Source organism: Nonomuraea sp. NPDC049378 (genome assembly GCF_055586745.1).
This window is the reverse complement of record NZ_JBVJHP010000009.1, coordinates 124144-145309: the sequence shown is the minus strand read 5'-3', so window position 1 is coordinate 145309 and position 21166 is coordinate 124144. Positions and strand designations below refer to the sequence as shown.

General features: G+C 69.9%; 21 protein-coding genes. 7 read left to right on the top strand and 14 right to left on the bottom strand.

Features of this window, described 5'->3' with window-relative positions; translation table 11 throughout:
- The first annotated feature begins 2 nt into the window (after positions 1–2).
- The 3 genes from ACZ6SA_RS20870 (at position 3) to ACZ6SA_RS20860 (ending at position 3776) form a co-directional block, all read left to right on the top strand.
- Positions 3–395: a (deoxy)nucleoside triphosphate pyrophosphohydrolase gene (locus ACZ6SA_RS20870; RefSeq protein WP_347646327.1), complete on the top strand. Its 393-nt coding sequence runs from the start codon at positions 3–5 to the stop codon at positions 393–395.
- Positions 396–517: 122 nt separating this feature from the next.
- On the top strand, positions 518–2368 hold the full coding sequence (locus ACZ6SA_RS20865; protein WP_465829672.1) for a DNA polymerase III subunit gamma/tau domain-containing protein: 1851 nt from the start codon (positions 518–520) through the stop codon (positions 2366–2368).
- Between the two features lie 73 nt (positions 2369–2441).
- Entirely contained in the window at positions 2442–3776 is a 1335-nt protein-coding gene (locus ACZ6SA_RS20860) for a hypothetical protein (RefSeq protein WP_465829670.1), read from the top strand.
- An 89-nt stretch (positions 3777–3865) separates the two neighbouring features.
- Here ACZ6SA_RS20860 and ACZ6SA_RS20855 read toward each other — a convergent pair whose 3' ends face one another.
- The 7 genes from ACZ6SA_RS20855 to ACZ6SA_RS20825 form a co-directional block, all read right to left on the bottom strand.
- Positions 3866–4618 (bottom strand): succinate dehydrogenase/fumarate reductase iron-sulfur subunit, encoded by a 753-nt coding sequence (locus ACZ6SA_RS20855; RefSeq protein WP_132600105.1) that lies wholly within the window; start codon positions 4616–4618, stop codon positions 3866–3868.
- Complete coding sequence (locus ACZ6SA_RS20850; RefSeq protein ID WP_347646330.1) at positions 4615–6504, bottom strand: fumarate reductase/succinate dehydrogenase flavoprotein subunit; 1890 nt, start codon at positions 6502–6504, stop codon at positions 4615–4617. Before ACZ6SA_RS20850 ends, ACZ6SA_RS20855 begins: the two co-directional genes overlap by 4 nt.
- Positions 6505–6528: 24 nt before the next feature.
- Positions 6529–7317, bottom strand: a complete 789-nt coding sequence (locus tag ACZ6SA_RS20845) for a hypothetical protein (protein ID WP_347646331.1) — start codon at positions 7315–7317, stop codon at positions 6529–6531.
- A gap of 193 nt (positions 7318–7510) precedes the next feature.
- A complete protein-coding gene (locus ACZ6SA_RS20840; protein WP_347646332.1) occupies positions 7511–7957 on the bottom strand; it encodes a response regulator in 447 nt (148 codons plus the stop codon).
- Positions 7958–7962: 5 nt separating this feature from the next.
- Positions 7963–9099, bottom strand: a complete 1137-nt coding sequence (locus ACZ6SA_RS20835; protein ID WP_465829666.1) for a sensor histidine kinase — start codon at positions 9097–9099, stop codon at positions 7963–7965.
- Entirely contained in the window at positions 9096–10229 is a 1134-nt protein-coding gene (locus ACZ6SA_RS20830; protein WP_347646334.1) for a PP2C family protein-serine/threonine phosphatase, read from the bottom strand. The genes ACZ6SA_RS20835 and ACZ6SA_RS20830 overlap by 4 nt, the downstream gene beginning before the upstream one ends.
- Before the next feature lie 32 nt (positions 10230–10261).
- Positions 10262–11191 (bottom strand): LysR family transcriptional regulator, encoded by a 930-nt coding sequence (locus tag ACZ6SA_RS20825; protein WP_347646335.1) that lies wholly within the window; start codon positions 11189–11191, stop codon positions 10262–10264.
- Between the two features lie 134 nt (positions 11192–11325).
- Here ACZ6SA_RS20825 and ACZ6SA_RS20820 point away from each other — a divergent pair, with 134 nt between their 5' ends.
- From ACZ6SA_RS20820 to ACZ6SA_RS20810, 3 genes are all read left to right on the top strand, one after another.
- Complete coding sequence (locus tag ACZ6SA_RS20820) at positions 11326–12072, top strand: succinate dehydrogenase cytochrome b subunit (RefSeq protein ID WP_347646336.1); 747 nt, start codon at positions 11326–11328, stop codon at positions 12070–12072.
- Positions 12069–13991 carry a fumarate reductase/succinate dehydrogenase flavoprotein subunit gene (locus ACZ6SA_RS20815; RefSeq protein ID WP_465829663.1) on the top strand — a complete coding sequence of 641 codons (1923 nt, stop codon included), beginning with the start codon at positions 12069–12071 and terminating at the stop codon, positions 13989–13991. Before ACZ6SA_RS20820 ends, ACZ6SA_RS20815 begins: the two co-directional genes overlap by 4 nt.
- Positions 13992–14067: 76 nt before the next feature.
- Positions 14068–14808, top strand: coding sequence for a succinate dehydrogenase/fumarate reductase iron-sulfur subunit (locus ACZ6SA_RS20810; RefSeq protein WP_347646338.1), 741 nt, complete (start codon positions 14068–14070; stop codon positions 14806–14808).
- 10 nt (positions 14809–14818) lie between these two features.
- On the opposite strand, the gene ACZ6SA_RS20805 is transcribed toward ACZ6SA_RS20810, so the two are convergent.
- The 5 genes from ACZ6SA_RS20805 to ACZ6SA_RS20785 form a co-directional block, all read right to left on the bottom strand.
- Positions 14819–15649: an alpha/beta fold hydrolase gene (locus ACZ6SA_RS20805; RefSeq protein ID WP_465829661.1), complete on the bottom strand. Its 831-nt coding sequence runs from the start codon at positions 15647–15649 to the stop codon at positions 14819–14821.
- The gene (locus ACZ6SA_RS20800; RefSeq protein WP_347646340.1) at positions 15624–16112 is read right to left on the bottom strand and encodes a hypothetical protein; all 489 of its coding nucleotides are present in this window, start codon (positions 16110–16112) and stop codon (positions 15624–15626) included. The genes ACZ6SA_RS20805 and ACZ6SA_RS20800 overlap by 26 nt, the downstream gene beginning before the upstream one ends.
- A gap of 205 nt (positions 16113–16317) precedes the next feature.
- Positions 16318–16725 (bottom strand): hypothetical protein, encoded by a 408-nt coding sequence (locus ACZ6SA_RS20795; RefSeq protein WP_347646341.1) that lies wholly within the window; start codon positions 16723–16725, stop codon positions 16318–16320.
- Positions 16722–16970, bottom strand: a complete 249-nt coding sequence (locus ACZ6SA_RS20790; RefSeq protein ID WP_347623248.1) for a hypothetical protein — start codon at positions 16968–16970, stop codon at positions 16722–16724. Before ACZ6SA_RS20790 ends, ACZ6SA_RS20795 begins: the two co-directional genes overlap by 4 nt.
- A 58-nt stretch (positions 16971–17028) precedes the next feature.
- Positions 17029–17658, bottom strand: coding sequence for a TetR/AcrR family transcriptional regulator (locus ACZ6SA_RS20785; protein ID WP_347646342.1), 630 nt, complete (start codon positions 17656–17658; stop codon positions 17029–17031).
- Positions 17659–17764: 106 nt separating this feature from the next.
- On the opposite strand from ACZ6SA_RS20785, the gene ACZ6SA_RS20780 reads away from it, so the two are divergent.
- Positions 17765–19204 (top strand): DHA2 family efflux MFS transporter permease subunit, encoded by a 1440-nt coding sequence (locus ACZ6SA_RS20780; RefSeq protein ID WP_465829657.1) that lies wholly within the window; start codon positions 17765–17767, stop codon positions 19202–19204.
- A gap of 109 nt (positions 19205–19313) precedes the next feature.
- Here ACZ6SA_RS20780 and ACZ6SA_RS20775 read toward each other — a convergent pair whose 3' ends face one another.
- Both ACZ6SA_RS20775 and ACZ6SA_RS20770 read right to left on the bottom strand, forming a co-directional pair.
- On the bottom strand, positions 19314–19697 hold the full coding sequence (locus ACZ6SA_RS20775; protein ID WP_347646344.1) for a nuclear transport factor 2 family protein: 384 nt from the start codon (positions 19695–19697) through the stop codon (positions 19314–19316).
- A gap of 76 nt (positions 19698–19773) precedes the next feature.
- A complete protein-coding gene (locus tag ACZ6SA_RS20770) occupies positions 19774–20928 on the bottom strand; it encodes an RtcB family protein (protein WP_465829655.1) in 1155 nt (384 codons plus the stop codon).
- Between the last annotated feature and the right edge of the window lie 238 nt (positions 20929–21166).

The following is a 21166-nucleotide window of genomic DNA, read 5'->3' as shown; positions in this document are numbered from 1 at the left end:
TGATGAGCACGGTCGTGGTCGTGGCCGCGGTGATCGTCGCCCCTGGCGGCCGGGTGCTCGCGGCCCAGCGCGCCGAGCCGGCGGCGCTGGCCGGCGGGTGGGAGTTCCCCGGCGGGAAGGTGGATCCGGGGGAGGACGAGCGGGCGGCGCTCGTGCGGGAGTGCCGCGAGGAACTCGGCGTCGAGATCGCGGTGGGCGAACGCGTGGGCGGTGACTGGCCGCTCTCGGCGGGGTATGTCATGCGCGTGTGGCTGTGCTCCCTGATCTCGGGCGTGCCCGAAGCCAAGGAGCACCTGGCGCTGCGGTGGCTCGGTCCAGGCGACTATTACGACGTCGACTGGCTGGGCGCTGACCTGCCCATCATGAAGACCGTGGAGAACCTGCTGCCCCGGTGATGGACTCCTCACCCTGTGTGTCATGATGGTGACTCAGTGTGATTTGTCGCAACGGGGGAGTGGGAATGATGCGGCGTGGCTGGATCATTGCCGGAGCCCTCCTTCTGACGGCGGTGCCCTGTGTGCCCGTGGGGGCCACGGGGGTGTCGCTGGTGCTCGAGCGGATCAAGGGGTCTGACGGCGCGGGCAAGCGGGTCAGGACGGGGGACGTCCAGCGGTTCAAGGTACGGCTGAACGGGATGGGCAGGGGTGCGAGGGTCGCGGTGGCGGCCAGCCCGGCGGAAGCGCTGGCGGAGGTCGTCTGCGCCCCGTCGCCCGATCGTCCCGCCTGGAGTTTCGGGCCGGGGGCTGTCATGCCGGAGCATGCCGGCATTCCCGGGGCGAGCCGGGAGGAGCCTGCGGGAGGCTCCCGGGCGGAGGTGGTGACGGCGGGCGAGGTGGCCTCCGAGGAGCTTGCCGTACGCGCGTTGTCAGTCCCTTCCGGCTCCACCCGCGCCAGCGCCACCCTTCCGGGAACGCGGGTGTGCAGGCTGGGCGAGGTCGCCGGGGAACGATCCGTTGAGGTGACGCTCACCGCGCCGGCCGGGGCCAGGGCCGTGGCGCTGGCGGCGGCCGCCTGGATGCGCACCGGCACCGGTGACGGGCTGACGACCACGGCCGACACCGTCTCCACGCGGGTCACGAGCACCGTACCGGCGCCGCCGGGTTCGTCGGGACCGGACGAGTCCGGCGGCGGGGCACGGGTGCCCTACGGTGTGCGCGACCGGTCGCAGGACGCCGGCCATCCCGCTGTCGCCGAAGGGCCGGCCGGCCCTGGGGCGGGGGAACGGCCTGGCGCGGAGTTCTGGCCGCCGTCCGGTGCCGTGGCAGGGGGTTGGTGGCCTCCCGGTCCCGGCGTGGACGGCCCGCGGCCCGTCGGTCCCGGGGCGGAGGATGGACCGCCTCCAGGTTCCGGCGTGGACGGCCGACGGCCCGTCGGGCCGGAGACGGGAGACGGGCCGCCTCCCGGTTCTGGCGAGGCACGCTCACCCGCGGGTGTCGCTGTGGAAGGACGCCGACCGGCCGGCGCCGAGCGGCATTCCCCGGTGTGGCGCGGTGCGGGCGATCCCGGGGTGCGGGAGCGTGGCGTGGAAGCGTGGGAGCCTGCGGAGGCCGGCGCGCAGGAGCACGGTCAGGCGATCCGCGAGTTGGAGGGTACGCGGCGCGAGGCGCAGGGACCACCGGCCATGCGGGGCCAGGCTGAGGAGCAGGTGCCGCCCGCCGTCTCCCCGCAGCGGGCGCCGGGAACGTCAGCGCAGGAGCAGGGAGCAGATCCCGAGCCCGCGCAACAACCGCCTATCGGGACCCAGGCTCAGGGCTTCCCATCCAACGGCTCTCGGTCTCATGGGGGAGCGCAGTCGCGGGGGTCCGGCCAGCCCCAAGGCGTGGTGCCTCAGGCTGTCGCACCTCAGGGCGCCGGGCAGCCTCAGGGCGCCGCGCAGCCTGGCGCAGCGCAGGCTCAGAAGACGGCGCAGCCCCAGAAGACGGCGCAGCCCCAGAAGACCGCGCAGGCTCAGAAGACGGCGCAGGCTCAGGGCCGGCAGTCCCTGTCCGCGCAGAACCGGGGGGCAGCGCAGGCTCAGGGCTCGACCCGGTCCCACGGGTCCACGCAGTCGTTGCCCTACGGGAACGCGCAGGAGATGCCTGACGGGTTCGCGCACGCGTTCCCCGATGGGGCGCCGCAGGTGGCGGCGACCGCGGGAACCGTTCCGTCCCCGGAGATGTCGTTCCCGCCGGCCGCAAGTCCAGGGTCGGCCCCGTTGCCGTTCGAAATGGTGTCGTCGGCCAAACGTGTGCGCCCGGAAGAGGGGGTCAGCATCGTGGACGGCGCGACGGGTTTCTGGCTGGCTGCCGCAGCCGTCGGACTGCTGCTGGGGGCGTTGAGACTCATTGTCACGGTACAACAGGGCCGAAACCGTAAATTGGAGTTGTAAATCAGTCTTTACTGTTACTTTGACCCGGCTAGTATTCCTTTGACCATGGTTTCGGGACTGGCGGAGGGCAACGGTGGAGCGCAGGCGAGCGACAGCCGTGTCCGCGATCGTCCTGGCGCTGGGCCTCGCCGGTGCGGGCGCGGCCCCGTTCATCGTGCAGAGCGCCAGCGCCTCCACGGCGGCGTACGACCCGGTGGAGGGGTGCAATCCCGGCGATGTGTGCGATGCGTGGCCGGAGAATCCCGAGACCACGGTGACGGTCACGGCGACGGCGGGCGAGCCCCCTCCTGACGAGCCGGAGGAGGAGCAGGATCCGCAGACGACGATCACCCAGACCGTCACCGCGACTCCTACGAAGACCACCAAGAGCCCCACGCCGAAGAAGACCACCAAGAGCCCGACCCCGAGCACCGCGCCGTCCACCCCGCAGCAGCAGCCGCAGCCGCTTCCCACGCAGAGCGTCGAGGTGCCGCCCAGCACCTCCGCCCCCGCCACTCCTGAGGAGAGCGTGGAGATGCCGACCGTCGCGCCGACCGAGACGCCCCCCAGCGCGCCGTTGAGCGAGACGCCGCCTGCCTCCTCCGAGGAGGTGCCGCTGGAGTTGCGGAACGCGGCGCCCGAGTTCGACCAGCGCACGCTGACGCAGAAGCTCAGCATCCCGGCGCTGGTGCTGGTGCTCCTCGCGCTCTTCGCCGTCCTCATCTTCGAGGGGCGGCTGCGCCGGATGGCCCACGCGGCGGCGGTACGCAAGGCGGGGCCGATGGCCCCGCCGGAGATGCCTCCTGGCGGCGGCTACCCGGCGGGCCCGGGCTACGCCACGGCCGGCTTCCCCGCCCCCGGCTATCCGGGCGGCACGGCGTACGCGCCGATCATCAGCTTCGTCCCCGTGCAGACCTATCCGGGCGGCCAGGTGCATTACGGCGCCGTCTACCAGGACCCGCAGCCGGCTCCGCCGCAGGACTACCCGCACGAGGAGCCGCCCCCGGCGGAGGAGCCGGTGGTGCTGCACCCGGACGAGTTCGGCTCCTACAGCCACGAGCCGCCCAAGCAGAGCGAATACCGTGACCCGTTCGAGCCGGTGATCCCGCCTGCGGACATTCCGCCGGGGGGTGCGAGCCCGTACGACGAGGAGAGTGAGCGTCCGAGCGCGCCGGCCTCGGCCGCGGAGCCGGGTGACGCGGAGCCCTGGCAGGGCCCGTCGGCCTCGCTGTTCGAGCCGCCCGTCCGCGGCGGTAACTACGACCCGCCGCCCTACCTGCCCGCCGACGGCGACGTGACCGCGATCCAGCCGCTGCCGGACCAGGAGCCGGAGCCCGAGCAGCCGGCAGGCACGCAGGAGGGCCAGGAGCCCCCGCAGGAGGCGCCGGGCGACGCCAAGCGCAAGCGCCGCTGGGGCCGCAAGAAGTAGGGCGCGCAAGGCAGGCGCACGCCGCGAAGGACGTGGACGCACGAAGGCGGGGGCCGGATCATCCGGCCCCCGCCTTCCGTGTCAGCGCCCTACGAGGTGCGCTTGAAGATCTTGTTGCCCAGCCACACCAGCGGGTCGTACTTCCGGTCGACCACGCGCTCCTTCATGGGGATCAGCGCGTTGTCGGTGATCTTGATGTGTTCGGGGCAGACCTCGGTGCAGCACTTGGTGATGTTGCAGTAGCCGAGCCCGTGCTCCTCCTGGGCCGTCTCCTGCCGGTCCGCCACGTCGTACGGGTGCATGTCCAGCTCGGCGATCCGCATGAGGAAGCGCGGGCCGGAGAAGGCCGGCTTGTTCTCCTCGTGGTCGCGGATCACGTGGCAGATGTTGTTGCACATGAAGCACTCGATGCACTTGCGGAACTCCTGGGACCGCTCGACATCGACCTGCTTCATCCGGAACTCGCCTGGCCGGACGTCGGCCGGCGGGGTGAAGGACGGGACCTCCCGGGCCTTCTGGTAGTTGTAGGACACGTCGGTGACGAGGTCCTTGATGACGGGGAACGTGCGCATGGGCGTGACCGTGATGGTCTCGTCCTCCTCGAAGGTGGACATCCGGGTCATGCAGCCCAGCCGCGGCTTACCGTTGATCTCCATGCTGCACGAGCCGCACTTGCCCGCCTTGCAGTTCCAGCGCACGGCCAGGTCGGGCGCCTGCGTGGCCTGGAGCCGGTGGATGATGTCGAGGACGACCTCGCCCTCGTTGACCTCCACGGTGAAGTCCTCGAGCCTGCCCTCGCCGCCCTCACCGCGCCAGACCTTGAACTTTGCCTTGTAGCTCATGACTTCGCTATCCCGTCGAACTCGGTCATCTCTTCGTCGGTGAGGTATTTGCTCAGCTCGTCGCGTTCGAAGAGGCTGATCAGATCGTCGCGCATGCGCGGCTGGATCCTCTCCTCGACGCGGACGGCCGAGCCGCCCTCGGTGGAGCAGACGAGCAGCTTGCGGCGCCACTCCGGGTTCATCCCGGGGAAGTCGTCGCGGGTGTGCCCGCCGCGGCTCTCCTCGCGCAGCAGCGCGGCGCGCGCCACGCACTCCGACACCAGCACCATGTTGCGCAGGTCGATCGCGAGGTGCCAGCCGGGGTTGTAGACGCGCGAGCCGGCCGCGCCGACCAGCGCCACGCGCTCCTTCAGCTTCTCCACGACCTGGAGAGCCTCGGCGACCTCGTCGGGCTTGCGGATGATGCCGACGAGTTCGTTCATGGTGCGCTGGAGCTCGTGGTGCACCTCGTAGGGGTTCTCGCCGCTGCGTCCGAGCGGCGCGATCGCCTCCTCGCGGGCCGCTTCGACCGCGTCGTCGGCCACCTTGGGCCGGGCCGCGAGCCCGTCCACGTACGCCGCCGCGCCCGCGCCCGCCCGGCGACCGAACACCAGCAGGTCGGACAGCGAGTTGCCGCCCAGCCGGTTGGAGCCGTGCATGCCGCCGGAGACCTCGCCGGCCGCGAACAGGCCGGGCACGGCCGCCGCGCCGGTGTCGGCGTCGACCTCGACGCCGCCCATGATGTAGTGGCAGGTCGGGCCCACCTGCATGGGCTCGGCGGTGATGTCGACGTCGGCCAGCTCCTTGAACTGGTGGTGCATCGACGGCAGCCGCTTCTTGATCTCCTCGGCGGGCAGCCGGGTGGAGACGTCGAGGAAGACACCGCCCTGGGGCGAGCCGCGACCGGCCTTGACCTCGGCGTTGATCGCGCGGGCCACCTCGTCACGCGGCAGCAGCTCCGGCGGGCGCCGGTTGTTGGCCTGGTCGGTGTACCAGCGGTCGCCCTCTTCCTCGCTGGTGGCGTACTTGTCCTTGAACACGTCGGGGACGTAATCGAACATGAAGCGCTTGCCCTCGGAGTTGCGCAGCACGCCGCCGTCACCGCGGACGGACTCGGTGACGAGGATGCCGCGCACGGACGGCGGCCAGACCATCCCCGTGGGGTGGAACTGGATGAACTCCATGTTGATCAGGTTGGCGCCGGCGAGCAGGGCCAGGGCGTGGCCGTCGCCGGTGTACTCCCAGGAGTTGGAGGTGACGACGTAGGACTTGCCGATCCCGCCGGTGGCCAGGACGATGGCCGGCGCGTCGAAGAGGATGAAACTTCCCGACTCGCGCCAGTAGCCGAACGCGCCGGAGATCGCGTCGCCGTCCTTGAGCAGCCGGGTGACCGTGCACTCGGCGAAGACCTTGATGTAGGCCTCGTAGTCGCCGTGGGTCTCGTAGTCCTCCTGCTGGAGGGCGACGACGCGCTGCTGCAGGGTGCGGATCATCTCCAGCCCTGTGCGGTCACCCACGTGGGCGAGCCGTGGATACTCGTGCCCGCCGAAGTTCCGCTGGCTGATCTTGCCGTCCTTGGTGCGGTCGAAGAGCGCGCCCCAGGCCTCGAGCTCCCAGACGCGGTCGGGCGCCTCCTTGGCGTGCAGCTCGGCCATCCGCCAGTTGTTGAGGAACTTGCCGCCCCGCATGGTGTCACGGAAGTGCACCATCCAGTTGTCGTCGGGGTTGACGTTGCCCATCGCTGCGGCGGCGCCGCCCTCGGCCATGACGGTGTGCGCCTTGCCGAACAGCGACTTGCAGACGATCGCCGTGCGCTTGCCCTGCTGGCGCGCCTCGATCGCGGCCCGCAGGCCGGCGCCGCCCGCGCCGATGACGACGACGTCGTACTCGTGGCGCTCTGTGTTCATCGGGTTTTCCACTGAAGCTGGTCCTTACGCGAACGGGAAGGCGATGATGCCCTTGGCGACCAGGCGTACATAGAGGTCGGCGCCCATGACGGAGAACATCGAGGCCCACGCGAGCTGCTGGTGCTTGGCGTTGAGCTTGGAGACGAACGTCCAGGCCCGATAGCGCAGCGGGTGACGGGAGAAGTGGTTGAGCCGGCCCGCGGTGATGTGGCGGCACGAGTGGCAGCCGAAGGTGTAGCCGAGGATGAGCACGGCGTTGAGGAGCAGGATCCACGAGCCGAGGCCCAGCGGCTTGTGCACCAGCGCCAGGACGGCGTCGTAGGTGAGGATGGCGCCGATCACCACCGCGAAGTAGAAGAAGTAGCGGTGGATGTTCTGGATGATCAGCGGGAACCGGGTCTCACCGGTGTACTTCCCATGGGGCTCCTGCACGGCGCACGCCGCCGGCGACAGCCAGAACGAGCGGTAGTAGGACTTGCGGTAGTAGTAGCACGTCAGCCGGAACCCGCCGGGCAGGCCGAGGATCAGCAGCCCCGGCGGGAGCGCGTACCAGCCGCCGACGGGCGCCCATCCGAACAGCCGCGCGCCGTCGCAGACCTCCTGAGTCGTCAGGCAGGGCGAGGCGAACGGGGCGATGTAGGGATCGACGAAGTTGCTCGTGTCGATGATCGCCCACACGCCGTAGACAAGGAATGAGCTGAGCCCGAGGAACGTCACTAGCGGTACGAGCCACCATCGGTCGGTGCGCAGCGTGCGCACCTTGACCTGGGCACGCTGCCTTCTCGCTGGTGCGTCGGGCGTCGTTTGGGTCATCGCGGACCTCTCCACCTCCCGCGGACCCATCGCGCAGGGGGTCCGTGGTTTTCGTATTCGCTGGGCGCGCGGATGGCGATCTCCGCTCAGGCGCGCGTTGGTGGGGGATACGTTACGACGACAGGATCGAGTTTAGTGAGCGGGGTCACTCACAATTTCGATGACCCGCTGTGATTCCTGTCACGTAGGTGCGTCACATGGGCTGCCCCGAGGTAGGAAGTTTAACCACCGTTACGAAAAAATTATCTATCTGTCGGACAACGCGGATAAATTGCTCAAAGTCCACCGGCTTGGACACGTACGCGTTGGCGTGCAGCCGGTAGCTGCGCAGAATGTCCTCCTCCGCCTCCGACGTCGTCAGGATCACCACCGGGATCGTGCGCAGCAGCGGGTCGTCCTTGACCTCCCGCAACACCTCGCTGCCGCTCATCCTCGGCAGATTGAGGTCGAGCAGGATGAGGTCGGGGCGGGTCGCGTCGCGGTAGTCGCCCTCCCCGCGCAGGTAGGCCAGCGCCTGCTCGCCGTCGTTGACCACGTTGAGGCGGTTGCGGACCTTGTTGAGGTCGAACGCCTCCTTCGTCAGCAGGATGTCCGCCTGGTCATCCTCGACGAGAAGCACATCGATCGGTCGTACGTCCATCGTGATCAGCCTCCAGCCACAGGTAGTGTCCAGCGGAACGTCGTGCCCCTGCCCTCGGTGTCACCGTCCAGCCACAACCGGCCACCGTGGTACTCGACGATCTTGCGGCACAGGGCGAGCCCGATTCCGGTGCCGGGATAGACGTCGCGGGGGTGGAGACGCTGAAAAATCAGGAAGATGCGGTCGGCGTACTTCGGCTCGATCCCGATGCCGTTGTCGGAGCAGCTGAACTCCCACATGTCGCCGGACCTCTCCGCACCGATGTGGATGCGCGGAGGCTCCTCGGCGCGGAACTTCACGGCGTTCTCGACCAGGTTCTGGAAGAGCCGGGTGAGCTGCATCCGGTTGCCGGTGACCCGGGGCAGCTCGTCGCGGGTCACCGTGGCGCCGGTGTCCTCGATCACGGCCGAGAGGTTCTCCAGCGCCGCGTCCAGCGCCACGCCCGACTCGATCGCGGTCTTGCCGCTGGTGACCCGGCCGACCCTGGAGAAGTCGAGCAGGTCGTTAATGAGCAGTTGCATGCGCTTGGCGCCGTCGACCGCGTAGTGGATGTACTGCTTGGCCCGGTCGTCGAGTTGCGTGCCGTACCGCTGCTCCAGCATCTGGGTGAAGCTGGCGACCTTGCGCAGCGGCTCCTGGAGGTCGTGGCTGGCGACGTAGGCGAACTGCTCCAGCTCGCCGTTGGACCTGCGCAGCTCCTCGCTCTGGTCGGCGGCGACCCGCCAGGCCGCGACGATGCGGTCGCGCATGGAGTCGACGTGGCCGGCCAGCTCGGCCAGCTCCGCCGGCCGGTCGACGTGCAGGACGTGGTCGAAGTCGCCGCCGGCGACCGTACGCACCTGTGTGGTGAGCCGGTCGATGGGGTTGAGCACGGCGTGGCGCACGATGAACGCCAGTCCGACGCCGCAGGCCAGCAGCACCGCGAACACCACGATCAGCGCGACGTTCAGCCGGGTGAGCTGCGTGGCGACCTCGGGGCGCGGGGACAGCTCCATGGTGCGGGCGCTCATCACCAGGATGACCGTGACCCCGGCCACGAAGGCGATGCCGGCGATCGCCCCGACGAACAGGAACCAGCGGGCGACCGGCAGCCGGCCCAGCCCCGTGGGCTCCGGGGCGGGCGGCAGCGGGTGGATGCTCATGCTTTCCTCCTGCGCAGCAGGATCACGGCGAGGTCGTCGCTCAGCGTGCCGACGTGGGTGATGAGCCGGTCGAGGTCGATGTCTCCGTGGGCGCGTACGAGCTCGATCAGGCCGTCCACCCCGATCTCCCCGTCGGGCTCGCCCACGGCCGCCTCGATCAGGCCGTCGGTGTAGAGCATCATCGTCCACTCCTCGCCCAGCGGGACGTCGATCACGCGCCACTCAACGTCGGGGAAGATGCCGAGCGGTGGGCCGGAGGGCGTGTCGCACACCGCCTCGGCGCCTCCGTCGCGCACCAGCACGGGAGGCGGGTGGCCGATCACGTGCATCTTCGCGTGCAGCAGGTCGGGGGAGATGGTGGCCGTGCAGAGCGTGGTGAAGATCTCGGGGGCCTGGCGCTCGGCCCGCAGCAGCGCGTCGAGCGTGCGCAGCATCGTCTCGTCCGTCTGCCCGGCCAGCACCAGCGTGCGCCAGGCGATGCGCAGCGCCACTCCGAGCGCCGCCTCGTCGGGTCCGTGCCCGCACACGTCGCCGATCACGACGTGCAGGGAGCCGTCCGGCGTCTGCACGGTGTCGAAGAAGTCGCCGGCCAGCGTGCCGCCGCTGCCCGGCAGGTAGCGGGTGACGTGCTCGATCGCGTCGGTACGCAGCAGCGCGTCGGGCAGCAGCGCGCCCTCCAGCCTGGCGTTCTCCTTTGCCGACAGCTCCGCCTGCAGCAGCGCCAGGTGGGCCAGGTCGGCCCGCTTGCGCTCCATCGCGTATCGGATGGCTCTGGCCAGCAGCCGCGCGTCGATGTCCTGTTTGACCAGGTAGTCCTGGGCGCCGGCCTGGACGGCGCCGACGCCGACGTGGACGTCCCGCAGGCCGGTGAGCACGAGCACGGCGGCGTGCGGGGCCAGCTCCAGGACCTCCTCCAGGGCCTCCAGGCGGTTGGCGTCGGGCAAGGTCAGGTCGACCAGCACGCACTGGATGTGCTCGGTCAGCTTCTCCTTCGCCTCGCGCAGACTTCGCGCCCGGAAGATCCTTGGTGGGGCTTCCGCCTCCTTGAGCAGCTCTTCGACGAGGAAGGCGTCGCCGTCGTCATCCTCGATGAGGAGCAGCGTCAGCGTTATTGAGAGATTTGCCGTCAAGACGCCTCTTCGGGGGGTCGGAGTAGTGGTGCTCATTTTGCGATGAGCTCCACGCCTTGCGGAAGCGTGCCTTCGTGCTCAGATTCCACCACGAAAGCTAGCAGGATCTCGCGAAACGCCTGTGCCGCTCTGGCCGGCTCGACATCCTTGCGGTGGGCCAGGGCGATCGTGCGGCTGAGCCCCGGCGGCGCGAGCGGCGTGCCCGACAGGCCGGGCCGCCCGTCGAGCACCATCGACGGCACCACGGCCACGCCCAGGCCCGCCTCCACGAACCGCAGCACCGCGTCCATCTCGCCGCCCTGCACCGCGAACCTCGGCTCGAACCCCGCCTGACGGCACGCCGCCAGCGTGGCATCGCGCAGGTCGTAGCCGCGCCGGAACATCACCATCTGCCGGCCGCGCAGCTCCTCGATGTGCAGGTATCGTCCGCGTGCCGCCTCGTGGGAGGGTGCGGCGACCACGAGGTTCTCCCTGAGGATCTCCTCCGTCACCAGGGCCGGGTCGTCGCTGTGCAGCGGCATGATGATCAGCGACAGGTCGAGCTGGCCGCGGGCCAGCGCCCTGACCAGGTCACGCGAGCCGCCCTCCTCCACCAGCAGCTCGATCCCCGGGTACGCGCGGTGGAAGCGGGCCAGCGCGTCGGCCAGCAGCCCCGCGCACAACGACGGCGTGGCGCCGAGCCGCACCCGGCCACGCCGGAGCCCCGCGAGCTCGGCCACCTCCTGCCGGGCGGTGTCGGCGTCGGCGAGGATCCGGCGCGCCAGCGGCAGCAGCGCCTCGCCCGCCGCGGTCAGCGTGACGTTGCCCCGGGCCCGGGAGAACAGCCGGGTGCCCAGATCGCTCTCCAGGGTCTTGATCTGCTTGCTGAGGGACGGCTGCGCGACACGCATGCGCTCGGCCGCCTGCGTGAAGTGCCTGGTCTCCGCGACCGCGACGAAGTAGGCCAGTTGTTGCAGCTGCATGTGACATTCCTCGCATCGGCCGACCGTCCCCGGAGTGGGGCGACCGTACAGACCCGCATCATAGCCGGTGGCTATCGAAACGAGACCTACGATGACTTGGACGGATCATCGCTGCGTACATAGCGTCTGGAGACGTGACAGCCACGATAGAGCGCGGCGCCGCCACAGCGCCCGTCACCCCTCCCAGCACCAGGAAGCGCCGCAGAGCGCGCGGCTTCATGGGTTCCTCGAACGGCAAGAAAGCCGTCATGGCCGTCACGGGCGCCGTGATGGTGCTCTTCCTCGTCCTCCACATGCTCGGCAACCTCAAGATCTTCTTCGGCCGCGACTCGTTCAACGAGTACGCGCACGCGCTGCGCACGTTGCTCGAGCCGATAGTCCCCTACCGCACGGTGCTGACGGTCGTGGAGGTCGTGCTCGCCGTGTCCGTCGTCCTGCACATGTGGGCCGCGATCTCGCTGGCCCGGCGGGCGGGCAAGGCCAGGCCGGTGAAGTACGTCGCCAAGAAGTCGCAGGCCGGCGGCTACGCCACCCACATCATGCGGTTCGGCGGCCTGACGATCGCGCTGTACCTGGTCTGGCACCTGCTCGACCTGACCTTCGGCGTCGTCAACCCCAAGGGCTTCGACTCCGCCCCCGCCGACCGGATGGTCGCGGGCTTCGACGCCTCCCGGTGGTGGGTGACGCTCATCTACGTCGTCGCCGTCGTCATGGTCGGCCTGCATTTGAGGCACGGCGTCTGGAGCGCGTTCCAGACCCTCGGCTGGGCCAACCGGGCCCGCAACAGGACGCTGCGCCTCGGGGCAGGGTTGCTGGCCGCCGTGCTGGTCATCGGTTTCCTCGCCCCGCCCCTCGCGATCACGTTCGGAGTTGTGCAGTGAAGTACACGGAGGGCTCGGAGATCCGGGACGCGAAGGCGCCTTCCGGACCCATCGAGGAGCGGTGGGAGAAGCGGAAGTTCAGCGCCAAGCTGGTCAACCCGGCCAACAAGCGCAAACTCCACGTGATCGTGGTGGGCACCGGCCTGGCGGGCGGCTCGGCCGCCGCGACGCTGGGCGAGCTGGGCTACAACGTCACCTCGTTCTGCTACCAGGACTCACCCCGACGCGCCCACTCCATCGCCGCGCAGGGCGGGATCAACGCCGCGAAGAACTACCGCGGCGACGGCGACAGCATCTACCGGCTCTTCTACGACACCGTGAAGGGTGGCGACTTCCGCGCACGCGAGTCGAACGTCTACCGCCTCGCCCAGGTCTCGGTGAACATCATCGACCAGGCCGTCGCGCAGGGCGTGCCGTTCGCCCGCGAGTACGGAGGCCTGCTCGACACCCGCTCGTTCGGCGGCGCCCAGGTCTCCCGTACGTTCTACGCCCGCGGCCAGACGGGCCAGCAGCTGCTGCTGGGCGCGTACCAGGCGCTGGAGCGGCAGGTCGCGGCCGGGACCGTCACCATGCACACCCGGCACGAGATGCTCGACCTGATCGTCTCCGAGGGGCGGGCCCGCGGCGTCATCGTGCGCGACATGGTGACCGGCGAGATCGAGCGCCACGTGGCCGACGCCGTGGTGCTGGCCACCGGCGGCTACGGCAACGTGTTCTTCCTGTCCACCAACGCCAAGGGCTGCAACACCACGGCGATCTGGCGGGCGCACGAGCGGGGCGCGTACTTCGCCAACCCCTGCTACACGCAGATCCACCCCACCTGCATCCCGGTCTCCGGCGAGTACCAGTCGAAGCTGACCCTGATGTCGGAGTCGCTGCGCAACGACGGCCGCGTCTGGGTGCCGCTGCGCAAGAACGACACGCGCGCCCCCGGTGACATCCCGGAGCAGGAGCGCGACTACTACCTGGAGCGGATCTACCCCGCGTTCGGGAACCTCGTGCCCCGCGACATCGCCTCCAGGGCCGCCAAGAACGTCTGCGACGAGGGCCGCGGCGTCGGGCCCGGCGGGCTCGGCGTCTACCTGGACTTCCGCGACGCGATCGGCCGGCTCGGGCGCGACGCCGTGGAGAAGAAGTACGGCAACCTGTTCGAGATGTACGAGCGCATCACGGGTGAGAACCCGTACGACGTGCCGATGCGCATCTACCCCGCCGTGCACTACACGATGGGCGGGTTGTGGGTGGACTACGACCTGCAGTCCACGATCCCCGGCCTGTTCGTCATCGGGGAGGCCAACTTCTCCGACCACGGCGCCAACCGGCTCGGCGCGTCGGCGCTGATGCAGGGGCTCGCCGACGGATATTTCGTGCTTCCCACCACCCTCGGTGACTATCTCGCGGACGGCCCGTACAACGACGTCGACGAGGAGGCCGTGGCCGCGGCCGAGATCAGGGTCCGCGACAAGATCGATCGGCTGATGTCGGTGAACGGCACCCGCACCCCCGACTCCTTCCACCGCGAGCTGGGCAAGCTCATGTGGGACTACTGCGGCATGGAGCGCACGGAGGAGTCGCTGCGCAAGGCGCTGGAGCGCATCCCGGAGCTGCGCGCGGAGTTCTGGCAGAACGTCAAGGTGACCGGCACCGCCGAGGAGCTGAACCAGGTCCTGGAGAAGGCCGGCCGCGTCGCCGACTTCTTCGACCTCGCCGAGCTCATGTGCCTGGACGCCCTGGTCCGCACGGAGTCGTGCGGCGGCCACTTCCGCGCCGAGTCACAGGACTCCGACGGCGAGGCGCTGCGCGACGACGACCGCTTCGCGCACGTGTCGGCCTGGGAGCGCACCCCTGACGGGCCGGTGCTGCACAAGGAACCGCTCGAGTACGAGTACGTCAAGATGACCCAGCGGAGCTACAAGTGAGCGAGCGAACCATCAGACGCAGCAACCTGTTCATGCCCGGGAATGGGCGACTGAGCGAAGCGAAGGAGCCCCGGGCGTGAACCTGACCTTGAAGGTCTGGCGGCAGAGCGGCCCCTCTGCCGACGGGCGGATGGTGACGTACCGGGTGGAGGACGTCTCCCCGGACATGTCCTTCCTGGAGATGCTGGACGTCCTGAACGAGCGCCTCATCCTGGAGGGCGACGACCCGATCGCCTTCGACCACGACTGCCGCGAGGGCATCTGCGGCATGTGCGGCATGGTGATCAACGGCGTGGCGCACGGCGAGCAGCGCGCCACGACGACGTGCCAGCTGCACATGCGCCACTTCGAGGACGGCGCCACGATCACCATCGAACCGTGGCGGGCGGCGCCGTTCCCGGTGGTGAAGGACCTGGTGGTGGACCGCAGCGCGTTCGACCGGATCATCCAGGCGGGCGGCTTCGTCTCCGTTCCCGCCGGTTCGGCGCCCGACGCCCACAGCGTCCCCGTACGCAAGGAGGACGCGGACGACGCGTTCGACGCGGCGACGTGCATCGGCTGCGGGGCCTGTGTGGCCGCCTGCCCGAACGGCTCGGCCTCGCTGTTCACCGCCGCCAAGATCACTCACCTGAGCCTGCTTCCCCAGGGTCAGCCGGAACGTGTGTCCCGCGCCAAGGCCATGGTGGACCAGATGGACGCGGAGGGGTTCGGCGGCTGCACGAACACGGGGGAGTGCACGGCGGTCTGCCCCAAGGGCATCCCGCTGGACACGATCGCCCAGATGAACAGCGACTATCTCAAGGCCAACGCCAAGTAGCCCGCCGACCTCACCTCGGGGCGGCGAGGAAGTCCGTGATCAGGGCGGCGACCGCCTGCGGCTGCTCGGCGAGCAGGTCATGGCCGGAGTCCAGCTCCCTGACCCGGATGTGGGGCGGCAGGGAGGCGAGGTCGCGGCGCACTCCTCTCCTGAACGCCGCCATCAGCTCGCCGCCCGGCATGGCCTGCGGGTCGCGGGTCGGGATCACGACCAGGGCGTCGCAGGTGACCTCGTGCAGCAGGGGGATCGTGTCGCGGAACTCCGGGGTGTGGCGCACCGCTTCGAGGAGTTCCGCGCCGGGCCGGGCGTGGACCTGCCCGTCCCTTTCGGCGAGAGCCCTGGCGGGGAACATGGGCCGGAGCTCTGCGGGCAGCGGCCGGCCCATGCTCGCGGACTGCTCGTCGAACACGGCCTTGAGGCTCGCCAGCTCCCGGTCCCTCGTCACGGGGTCCATCCCGGGGTAGTTGTCCGGGGAACTCTCGGCGGAGCGCAGCCCGTCGAGGTTGACGATCGCCGGGCATTCGGGATGTCGCCTGGCCCACAACACGGCGAGCATGCCGCCCAGCGAGTGACCGGCGACGGCCGGGTTGCCGAGGTCCAGGTGTGCCACCACCGCCTCGAGGTCGTCCAGCGCCCTCTCCCACTCCCACGGGCCGTCGCCGGACAGGCCGTGGCCCCGCAGGTCAGGCGCCACGGCTCGGTGGCCGGCGAGTTCGAGCCGGTCCCACGCCTCCAGCGTGCCGCCCAGGCCGTGGAGGAGGAGGACGGGCTCGCCGGGCCCGCCGTGGTCGCGTACGGCGAGGGGGATGTCGTGGTCAGTGATGGTGACGTCGTGCGGCATGACGCTCCTGAGGTTGGTTCAGCCGTTCGCGGATCGAGTGGGTGCTCACCCCGCCGTCGGGATGCCGGTCGAGCTTCGCGCGCTTGACCAGGTCGTGAACTCCCTGCCGGGTGATGCCGAGCATCGCGCCCGCCGTGGCGAACGGCACCGCCTCCTTGCCCGGATGGCCGGCGCGCCTGGCCACGGCCCTGCCGAAGGCGGTGCTCCACCACTCGTCGGGGGGATCGAACGGGCCGTCGCCGGGGAAGGCGGCCGCGATCAACCTCGCCGCCGTACGGACCGCGAGGCTCTCGTCGGGGCCCAGCAACTGGGCGGCCCACACCTCGGCCTCGATCCGCAGGCGGGCCCTGACCGGGTCCACCTGCTCGCCGGAGCCGAAGAGGATCTCCAGCGGATCGACGATCCGCCGCTCGACCAGCTCGACCAGCTCGCCTGCCAACGCCACGTGCTCGCGCGTACTCACTTGACGCACAATAGCAAGTACTTGCTCCTTCACGTCAAGTACTACGAAGGCGTCACCATCGGTCTCGGCCACGCCGGCTGTGTGGACGTGCCGTGCCCGGCCGATGGCCGGGTGGAAGTGGCGCGCTGGTGCTCGGGCGTGGAGCCCGTCGACCCGACCGTCCGTCTGTCGGAGGCTGGCGCGTCGGACCAGGCGGGAAGCTCCGTCAGGCGGTCTGGCGGGACTCGTCGTTGGCGTTGGCGCGGATCTGCTGGATGCGCTGCTTGGTCAGGCCGAGCAGCTCTCCGATGTCGCCGTCGGACAGGCCCAGCTCGTGCATGTGCTTGACGCGTTTCTTCAGCGTGCGCGTGTAGTCTTCGGCGATCGCGGCGGCTTGGCGCTGGAGCGCGGCGAAGTCGTCGAGGTCCTGCTCGGACAGGCCGGGCAGCGCGTAGTGGAAGACGGGCGCGGGCGGCCGGTCGCGGTCGGCGAACAGGAACGGCAGCCCTTCGGTGACGTCGGCGTGCAGCTCCTTCAGCGTGCGCGCGGACATGCCGCCGGCCACGCCGTCCACCTGGGCCAGCCACAGGCTGCCCGCCAGAGTGATGTGAACGTCAACGCGGTCCGCGGTCATGAATCCTCCAGCCAGTGGTCGCCGAACAGGTGAGCGAGCCCCTGCTCGAGGGAGTCGACCAGATGGGGCGTCTCCCCGGGGTAGAGCGGGACGATCGCGCGGGCCGCGACGCGGCCCTCGGCGTCCCACAGCAGGAGGAAGCGCTGCCGCCTGGTCGTCTCCGCCCAGTCGCAGCGCAAGCCATGGGTGTGGGAGAGCCCGATGATCCGATCGCGGATGGCCGCGTAGTCGTCTCGTTCCACCACACGCGGCAGACTATATCTCTTGCCTACCACCGACAAGAGGCCTTGTCGCCGACATTGGCTATGGCGCGTTCCGGCCCCAGGCGCGCACGAAGGTGCGCACGGTGGCGCGGGCCAGGTCACGGAGCTCGGCGTCGCTGATCTGGCGGGTGCCCAGGCGGGAGCGGGCCTCCAGCGGGCCGAGGAGCAGGGCGAGGAACTGCTCGGCCGCGAGGTCGGGATCGGCGGCGCGCAGGCGGCCGGAGAGTGCGAGCCGGGCCAGGCGGTCGGCCAGCGCCTGGGTGAGATGGTGGGGGCCGCTGCCGGTCACGACGTCGAGGATGTCAGGAAATCTCGTGATCTCGGAGTAGAGCAGCCGTTTCAACGCGCACGAACGTTCGTCGGTGTGCAGGCGGAGCAGCGCGTGCGCGACGCCCTCCAGCGCGCCGGCCAGATCGTCGCCCGGATCGGCCAGCGGCGCGAGCGCGCCGATCCGGGCATCGAGCGCGGCCTGCGAGGCGGCCTCCACGGCGTGCCGGAACAGCGTGGCCTTGTCGGTCATGTGGTTGTAGACCGTCGGTTTGGCCACGCCGGCCTCGTCCGCGATGTCCTGCACGCAGGCCTGCGCGTATCCCAGGCGGGCGAACACGGCGAACGCGCCGCCGAGGATCGCCTGGCGTTTGTCGATGCGCCCGCGTGTGCTGGTGGCCATGCCGGTGATTGTACGCGCTGGTTCACTCCCGTGGACGTACGGGTTGCATGCGAACGTATGAGATAACTACGTTGAACCCATGAGTTCAATTCCATCGGATGACCGGATGGATTCCCGGCTCCTCGGCATGATCGGCGTGATCCTGCTCGGTGGGCTGCTGGGCATCCTCAACAGCACGATGGCCGCCGTCGCCATCGACACCCTGGCCGTCGCCTTCGCCACCTCGCTCAGCACGGTCGGCTGGACGTCCACCGGCTTCCTGCTCGCGGTCACCGCCACCATCCCGTTCACCACCTGGGCCGTCGACCGGTTCGGCGGCAGGCGGCTCTGGCTGGCCGGGTTGTCGCTCTTCCTGGCCGGATCGTTGCTGGCCGGACTGGCCTGGAACGTCGGCAGCCTGATCGCCTTCCGGGTGCTCCAGGGGTTCGGGGCGGGACTGCTCGACCCGCTCGTGCTGATCCTGCTGGCCAGGGCCGCCGGGCCGCGCCGGGCCGGACGGGTGATGGGACTGATGGGCGTGGTGCTCTCGCTCGGGCCCGTGCTCGGGCCGATCGCGGGCGGCGCGGTGCTCGCCGGACTGTCGTGGCGGTGGATGTTCCTGCTCAGCGTGCCCGTCGGACTGGTCGCCCTGCTGCTGGCCGTACGGGTGGTCCCCGCCGACGAGCCGTCCCATGGGACGTCCGGCGTGTCGCCCACCCGGCTGGACGTCGTGGGACTGGCGCTGCTCGGGCCCGGATTCGCGGCCGTCGTCCTGGCGCTGTCGCAGACGGCCGAGCAGGGGTCGTTCGCCGCCTGGCAGGCGCTGCTGCCGCTGGCCACGGGCGTGCTGCTGCTGGCCGGCTATGCGGTGCACGCGCTGCGGGCGCGCCCGGCGGGTTCACCCGCCGGTTCGCTCATCGGGCGGAGGAAACCGCCGCTGATCGACCTGCGCCTGTTCGCCAACCGCGGGTTCACGGCCAGCGTCACGATCATGGGGCTCGGCGGGTTGTCCCTCTTCGGGGCGCTGTTCGCGCTGCCGCTGTACTACCAGCAGGCCCACGGGCACGGCGTGCTCGCCGCCGGGCTGCTGATGGCGCCGCTCGGGCTCGGCGGCTCCATCGCGATGCCGCTGGCCGGGTGGCTGTCGGACCGGATCGGCGCGCGCGGACTGGCCATCGCGGGCACCGTCGTCGCCCTGCTCAGCGCGCTCTCCTTCACCCGGATGGGAGCCCACACGCCCGAGATCCGGCCGGCGCTGGCGGCGCTCACGCTCGGCCTGGGCAGCGGATGTTTCAGCGCGCCCACCATGGGCTCGCTCTATCGCACGCTGCCCGAGCCCATGGTGGCGCAGGGCAGCTCGGTGCTCTACATGCTCAACCAGCTCGGCGCCGCGCTCGGCGTGGCGGTCGTCACGCTCGTCCTGCAGACCGCCGGGGACGTGATCGCCGGTTTCCACGGCATCTTCTGGCTCGTCGTGACCGTGCTGGTTATCGTGCTGGCGGTCATCCCGCTCCTGCCCGGCGGGCCGCCTGCGCAGGTCGTACAGAAGGAGGCGGTGAGAACCTGATGACGGAACACCCCGCGCCACGGCACCGGCAGGTTCTTGATGCGGACCACTTGTGTGGAATTGGCGTTCGTGGTGCCCCTGGCGTGGAACGCCGCACCCGGTGGACGGGTCACCAGCGCTCCACGAGGTGCTCGCGGCCGGCCGGCGGATCGTAGGGCTCCGGCCAGTAATCGGTGACGCGGCTGATCAGCCCATGGGGCGAGACGTCGAACCAGACGCACGCGTCCAGCGGCTCATCGCCCACGCGAGCGTCGATCCACGCCGCCGCATGGAGACCGTCGGCGACGACGCGCCGCACCCGTAGGTGCCAGTCACCGGGATAATCCCTGTTGAACTGGAGAAAGGCCGGCTTCCCGCGGATGCGCTCGCGGGTCTGCGGCATCTCGTACACCACGTCCTCATCGAGCAGGTCGCCGAGCGCCTGCCAATCCCGCCGCTCGGTGTTGTCGACGTAGGCCTGCACGGCACGCCGGGTTCTGGAGGTCTCGTCCACCCGCCGAACCCTACGTTCTGGCACCGACAGAAAGACGGCTCCCCGCCTGTCGCGCAGGCGGGGAGCCGGAGTCCGGTCAGCCCTTGTAGTTGAAGATCTGGCGCAACGTGTGCCGTACCTCCACCAAATCGGTCTGGTCCGCCATCACCTGGTCGATGGGCTTGTACGCCTCAGGGTGCTCGTCCACCAGTGCGGCGGCCCGGTCGGCGTTCCAGGTGCGGCCGCTCATGGCCGCGGTGAGCGAGCTCGCCGACAGCTCGCGCTTGGCCTTCGTGCGCGACATGCGGCGGCCCGCCCCGTGGGAGCACGAGGTGTACGACTCGGGGTTTCCGCGCCCGCGCACGATGTACGAGCGCGTGCCCATCGAGCCCGGGATCACGCCCTCGTCACCCCTGTCGGCCTTGATGGCGCCCTTGCGAGTGATCCACATCGACTTGCCGAAGTGGGTCTCCTGCTGGGTGAAGTTGTGGTGGCAGTTGATCGTGCGGACACGGCGGCCCTGGCCGACGACCCGGAACAGGGCATTGATCAGGACCCTGTCCATCCGGGCACGCGAGGCCATCGCGTAGCGCTGGGCCCACAACATGTCCTCGATGTACGCGGTGAACTCCGGCGTGCTCTGGACGAAGTACGCCAGGTCCGGATCCTCCAGGCCGACCTCCTGCTTCCTCATCAGCTTCTTGGCGCCCGTGATGTGCAGCTGGGCGAGCTGGTTGCCGATGCCGCGCGAACCCGAGTGCAGCACCGTCCAGACGTGGTCGCGCTCGTCGAGGCAGACCTCGACGAAGTGGTTGCCGGAGCCGAGGGTGCCAAACTGGTCGGCCACCTTCTTCGTCTGCTTCGGGTTGAGATCGGTGTGGGGGAGCCCGAGGTCGCTGAGGGCGCGGTCGGTCGACGGGTCGTCGTGGCCCTTGCCGACGCCGGCGGGGATGCGGTGCTCCACCATGGGCATCAGGGCCGCGAGCGTGTCGGGCAGGTCCGCGGCCGTGAGCGTCGTCTCGGTGGCCACCATGCCGCAACCGATGTCGACGCCGACGGCGGCGGGAATGATCGCGTTCTCTGTGGGGATCACCGAGCCGACCGTCGCACCGATGCCGACGTGCGCGTCGGGCATGAGAGCGACGTGGCCGGAGACGAACGGCAGGCGGGCGGTGCGTGCGGCCTGCATGATCGCGCCTTCGTCGATCTCGCTGGCCCACGACAGCAGGTTCGGTGCGGGCTGGTTCGGCATGAAAGTTGCTCCTTACTGGTTCGTTGATCAGTTTGGCGGGGCCAGTAAGGATTTCCCACCCATTTTACCGGCTGCGGGTCACGCCGACCGTTCCAGGTTCACGTGGGCTGACATTCATGGCGGTTGTCTCCCTTTGTGGGAGAGCGCTCCCTTGTCGGTGTTCGGTGCGGGGTTCCGGGCGGGTCATGGCCGGGTTACTGTTTCCTGTTCGGTGCGGCGCGGGAGAAGGGTCGCGGTC

What these genes read in the sequence shown, in the direction of transcription:
- ACZ6SA_RS20835 (WP_465829666.1), bottom strand. Translation starts at nt 9,099, where the DNA reads ATGAGCATCCACCCGCTGCCGCCCGCCCCGGAGCCCACGGGGCTGGGC.
- ACZ6SA_RS20870 (WP_347646327.1), top strand. Translation starts at nt 3, where the DNA reads ATGAGCACGGTCGTGGTCGTGGCCGCGGTGATCGTCGCCCCTGGCGGC.
- ACZ6SA_RS20805 (WP_465829661.1), bottom strand. Translation starts at nt 15,649, where the DNA reads ATGCCGCACGACGTCACCATCACTGACCACGACATCCCCCTCGCCGTA.
- ACZ6SA_RS20785 (WP_347646342.1), bottom strand. Translation starts at nt 17,658, where the DNA reads ATGGCCACCAGCACACGCGGGCGCATCGACAAACGCCAGGCGATCCTC.
- ACZ6SA_RS20825 (WP_347646335.1), bottom strand. Translation starts at nt 11,191, where the DNA reads ATGCAGCTGCAACAACTGGCCTACTTCGTCGCGGTCGCGGAGACCAGG.
- ACZ6SA_RS20840 (WP_347646332.1), bottom strand. Translation starts at nt 7,957, where the DNA reads ATGGACGTACGACCGATCGATGTGCTTCTCGTCGAGGATGACCAGGCG.
- ACZ6SA_RS20770 (WP_465829655.1), bottom strand. Translation starts at nt 20,928, where the DNA reads ATGCCGAACCAGCCCGCACCGAACCTGCTGTCGTGGGCCAGCGAGATC.
- ACZ6SA_RS20855 (WP_132600105.1), bottom strand. Translation starts at nt 4,618, where the DNA reads ATGAGCTACAAGGCAAAGTTCAAGGTCTGGCGCGGTGAGGGCGGCGAG.
- ACZ6SA_RS20845 (WP_347646331.1), bottom strand. Translation starts at nt 7,317, where the DNA reads ATGACCCAAACGACGCCCGACGCACCAGCGAGAAGGCAGCGTGCCCAG.
- ACZ6SA_RS20795 (WP_347646341.1), bottom strand. Translation starts at nt 16,725, where the DNA reads ATGACCGCGGACCGCGTTGACGTTCACATCACTCTGGCGGGCAGCCTG.
- ACZ6SA_RS20850 (WP_347646330.1), bottom strand. Translation starts at nt 6,504, where the DNA reads ATGAACACAGAGCGCCACGAGTACGACGTCGTCGTCATCGGCGCGGGC.
- ACZ6SA_RS20780 (WP_465829657.1), top strand. Translation starts at nt 17,765, where the DNA reads ATGGATTCCCGGCTCCTCGGCATGATCGGCGTGATCCTGCTCGGTGGG.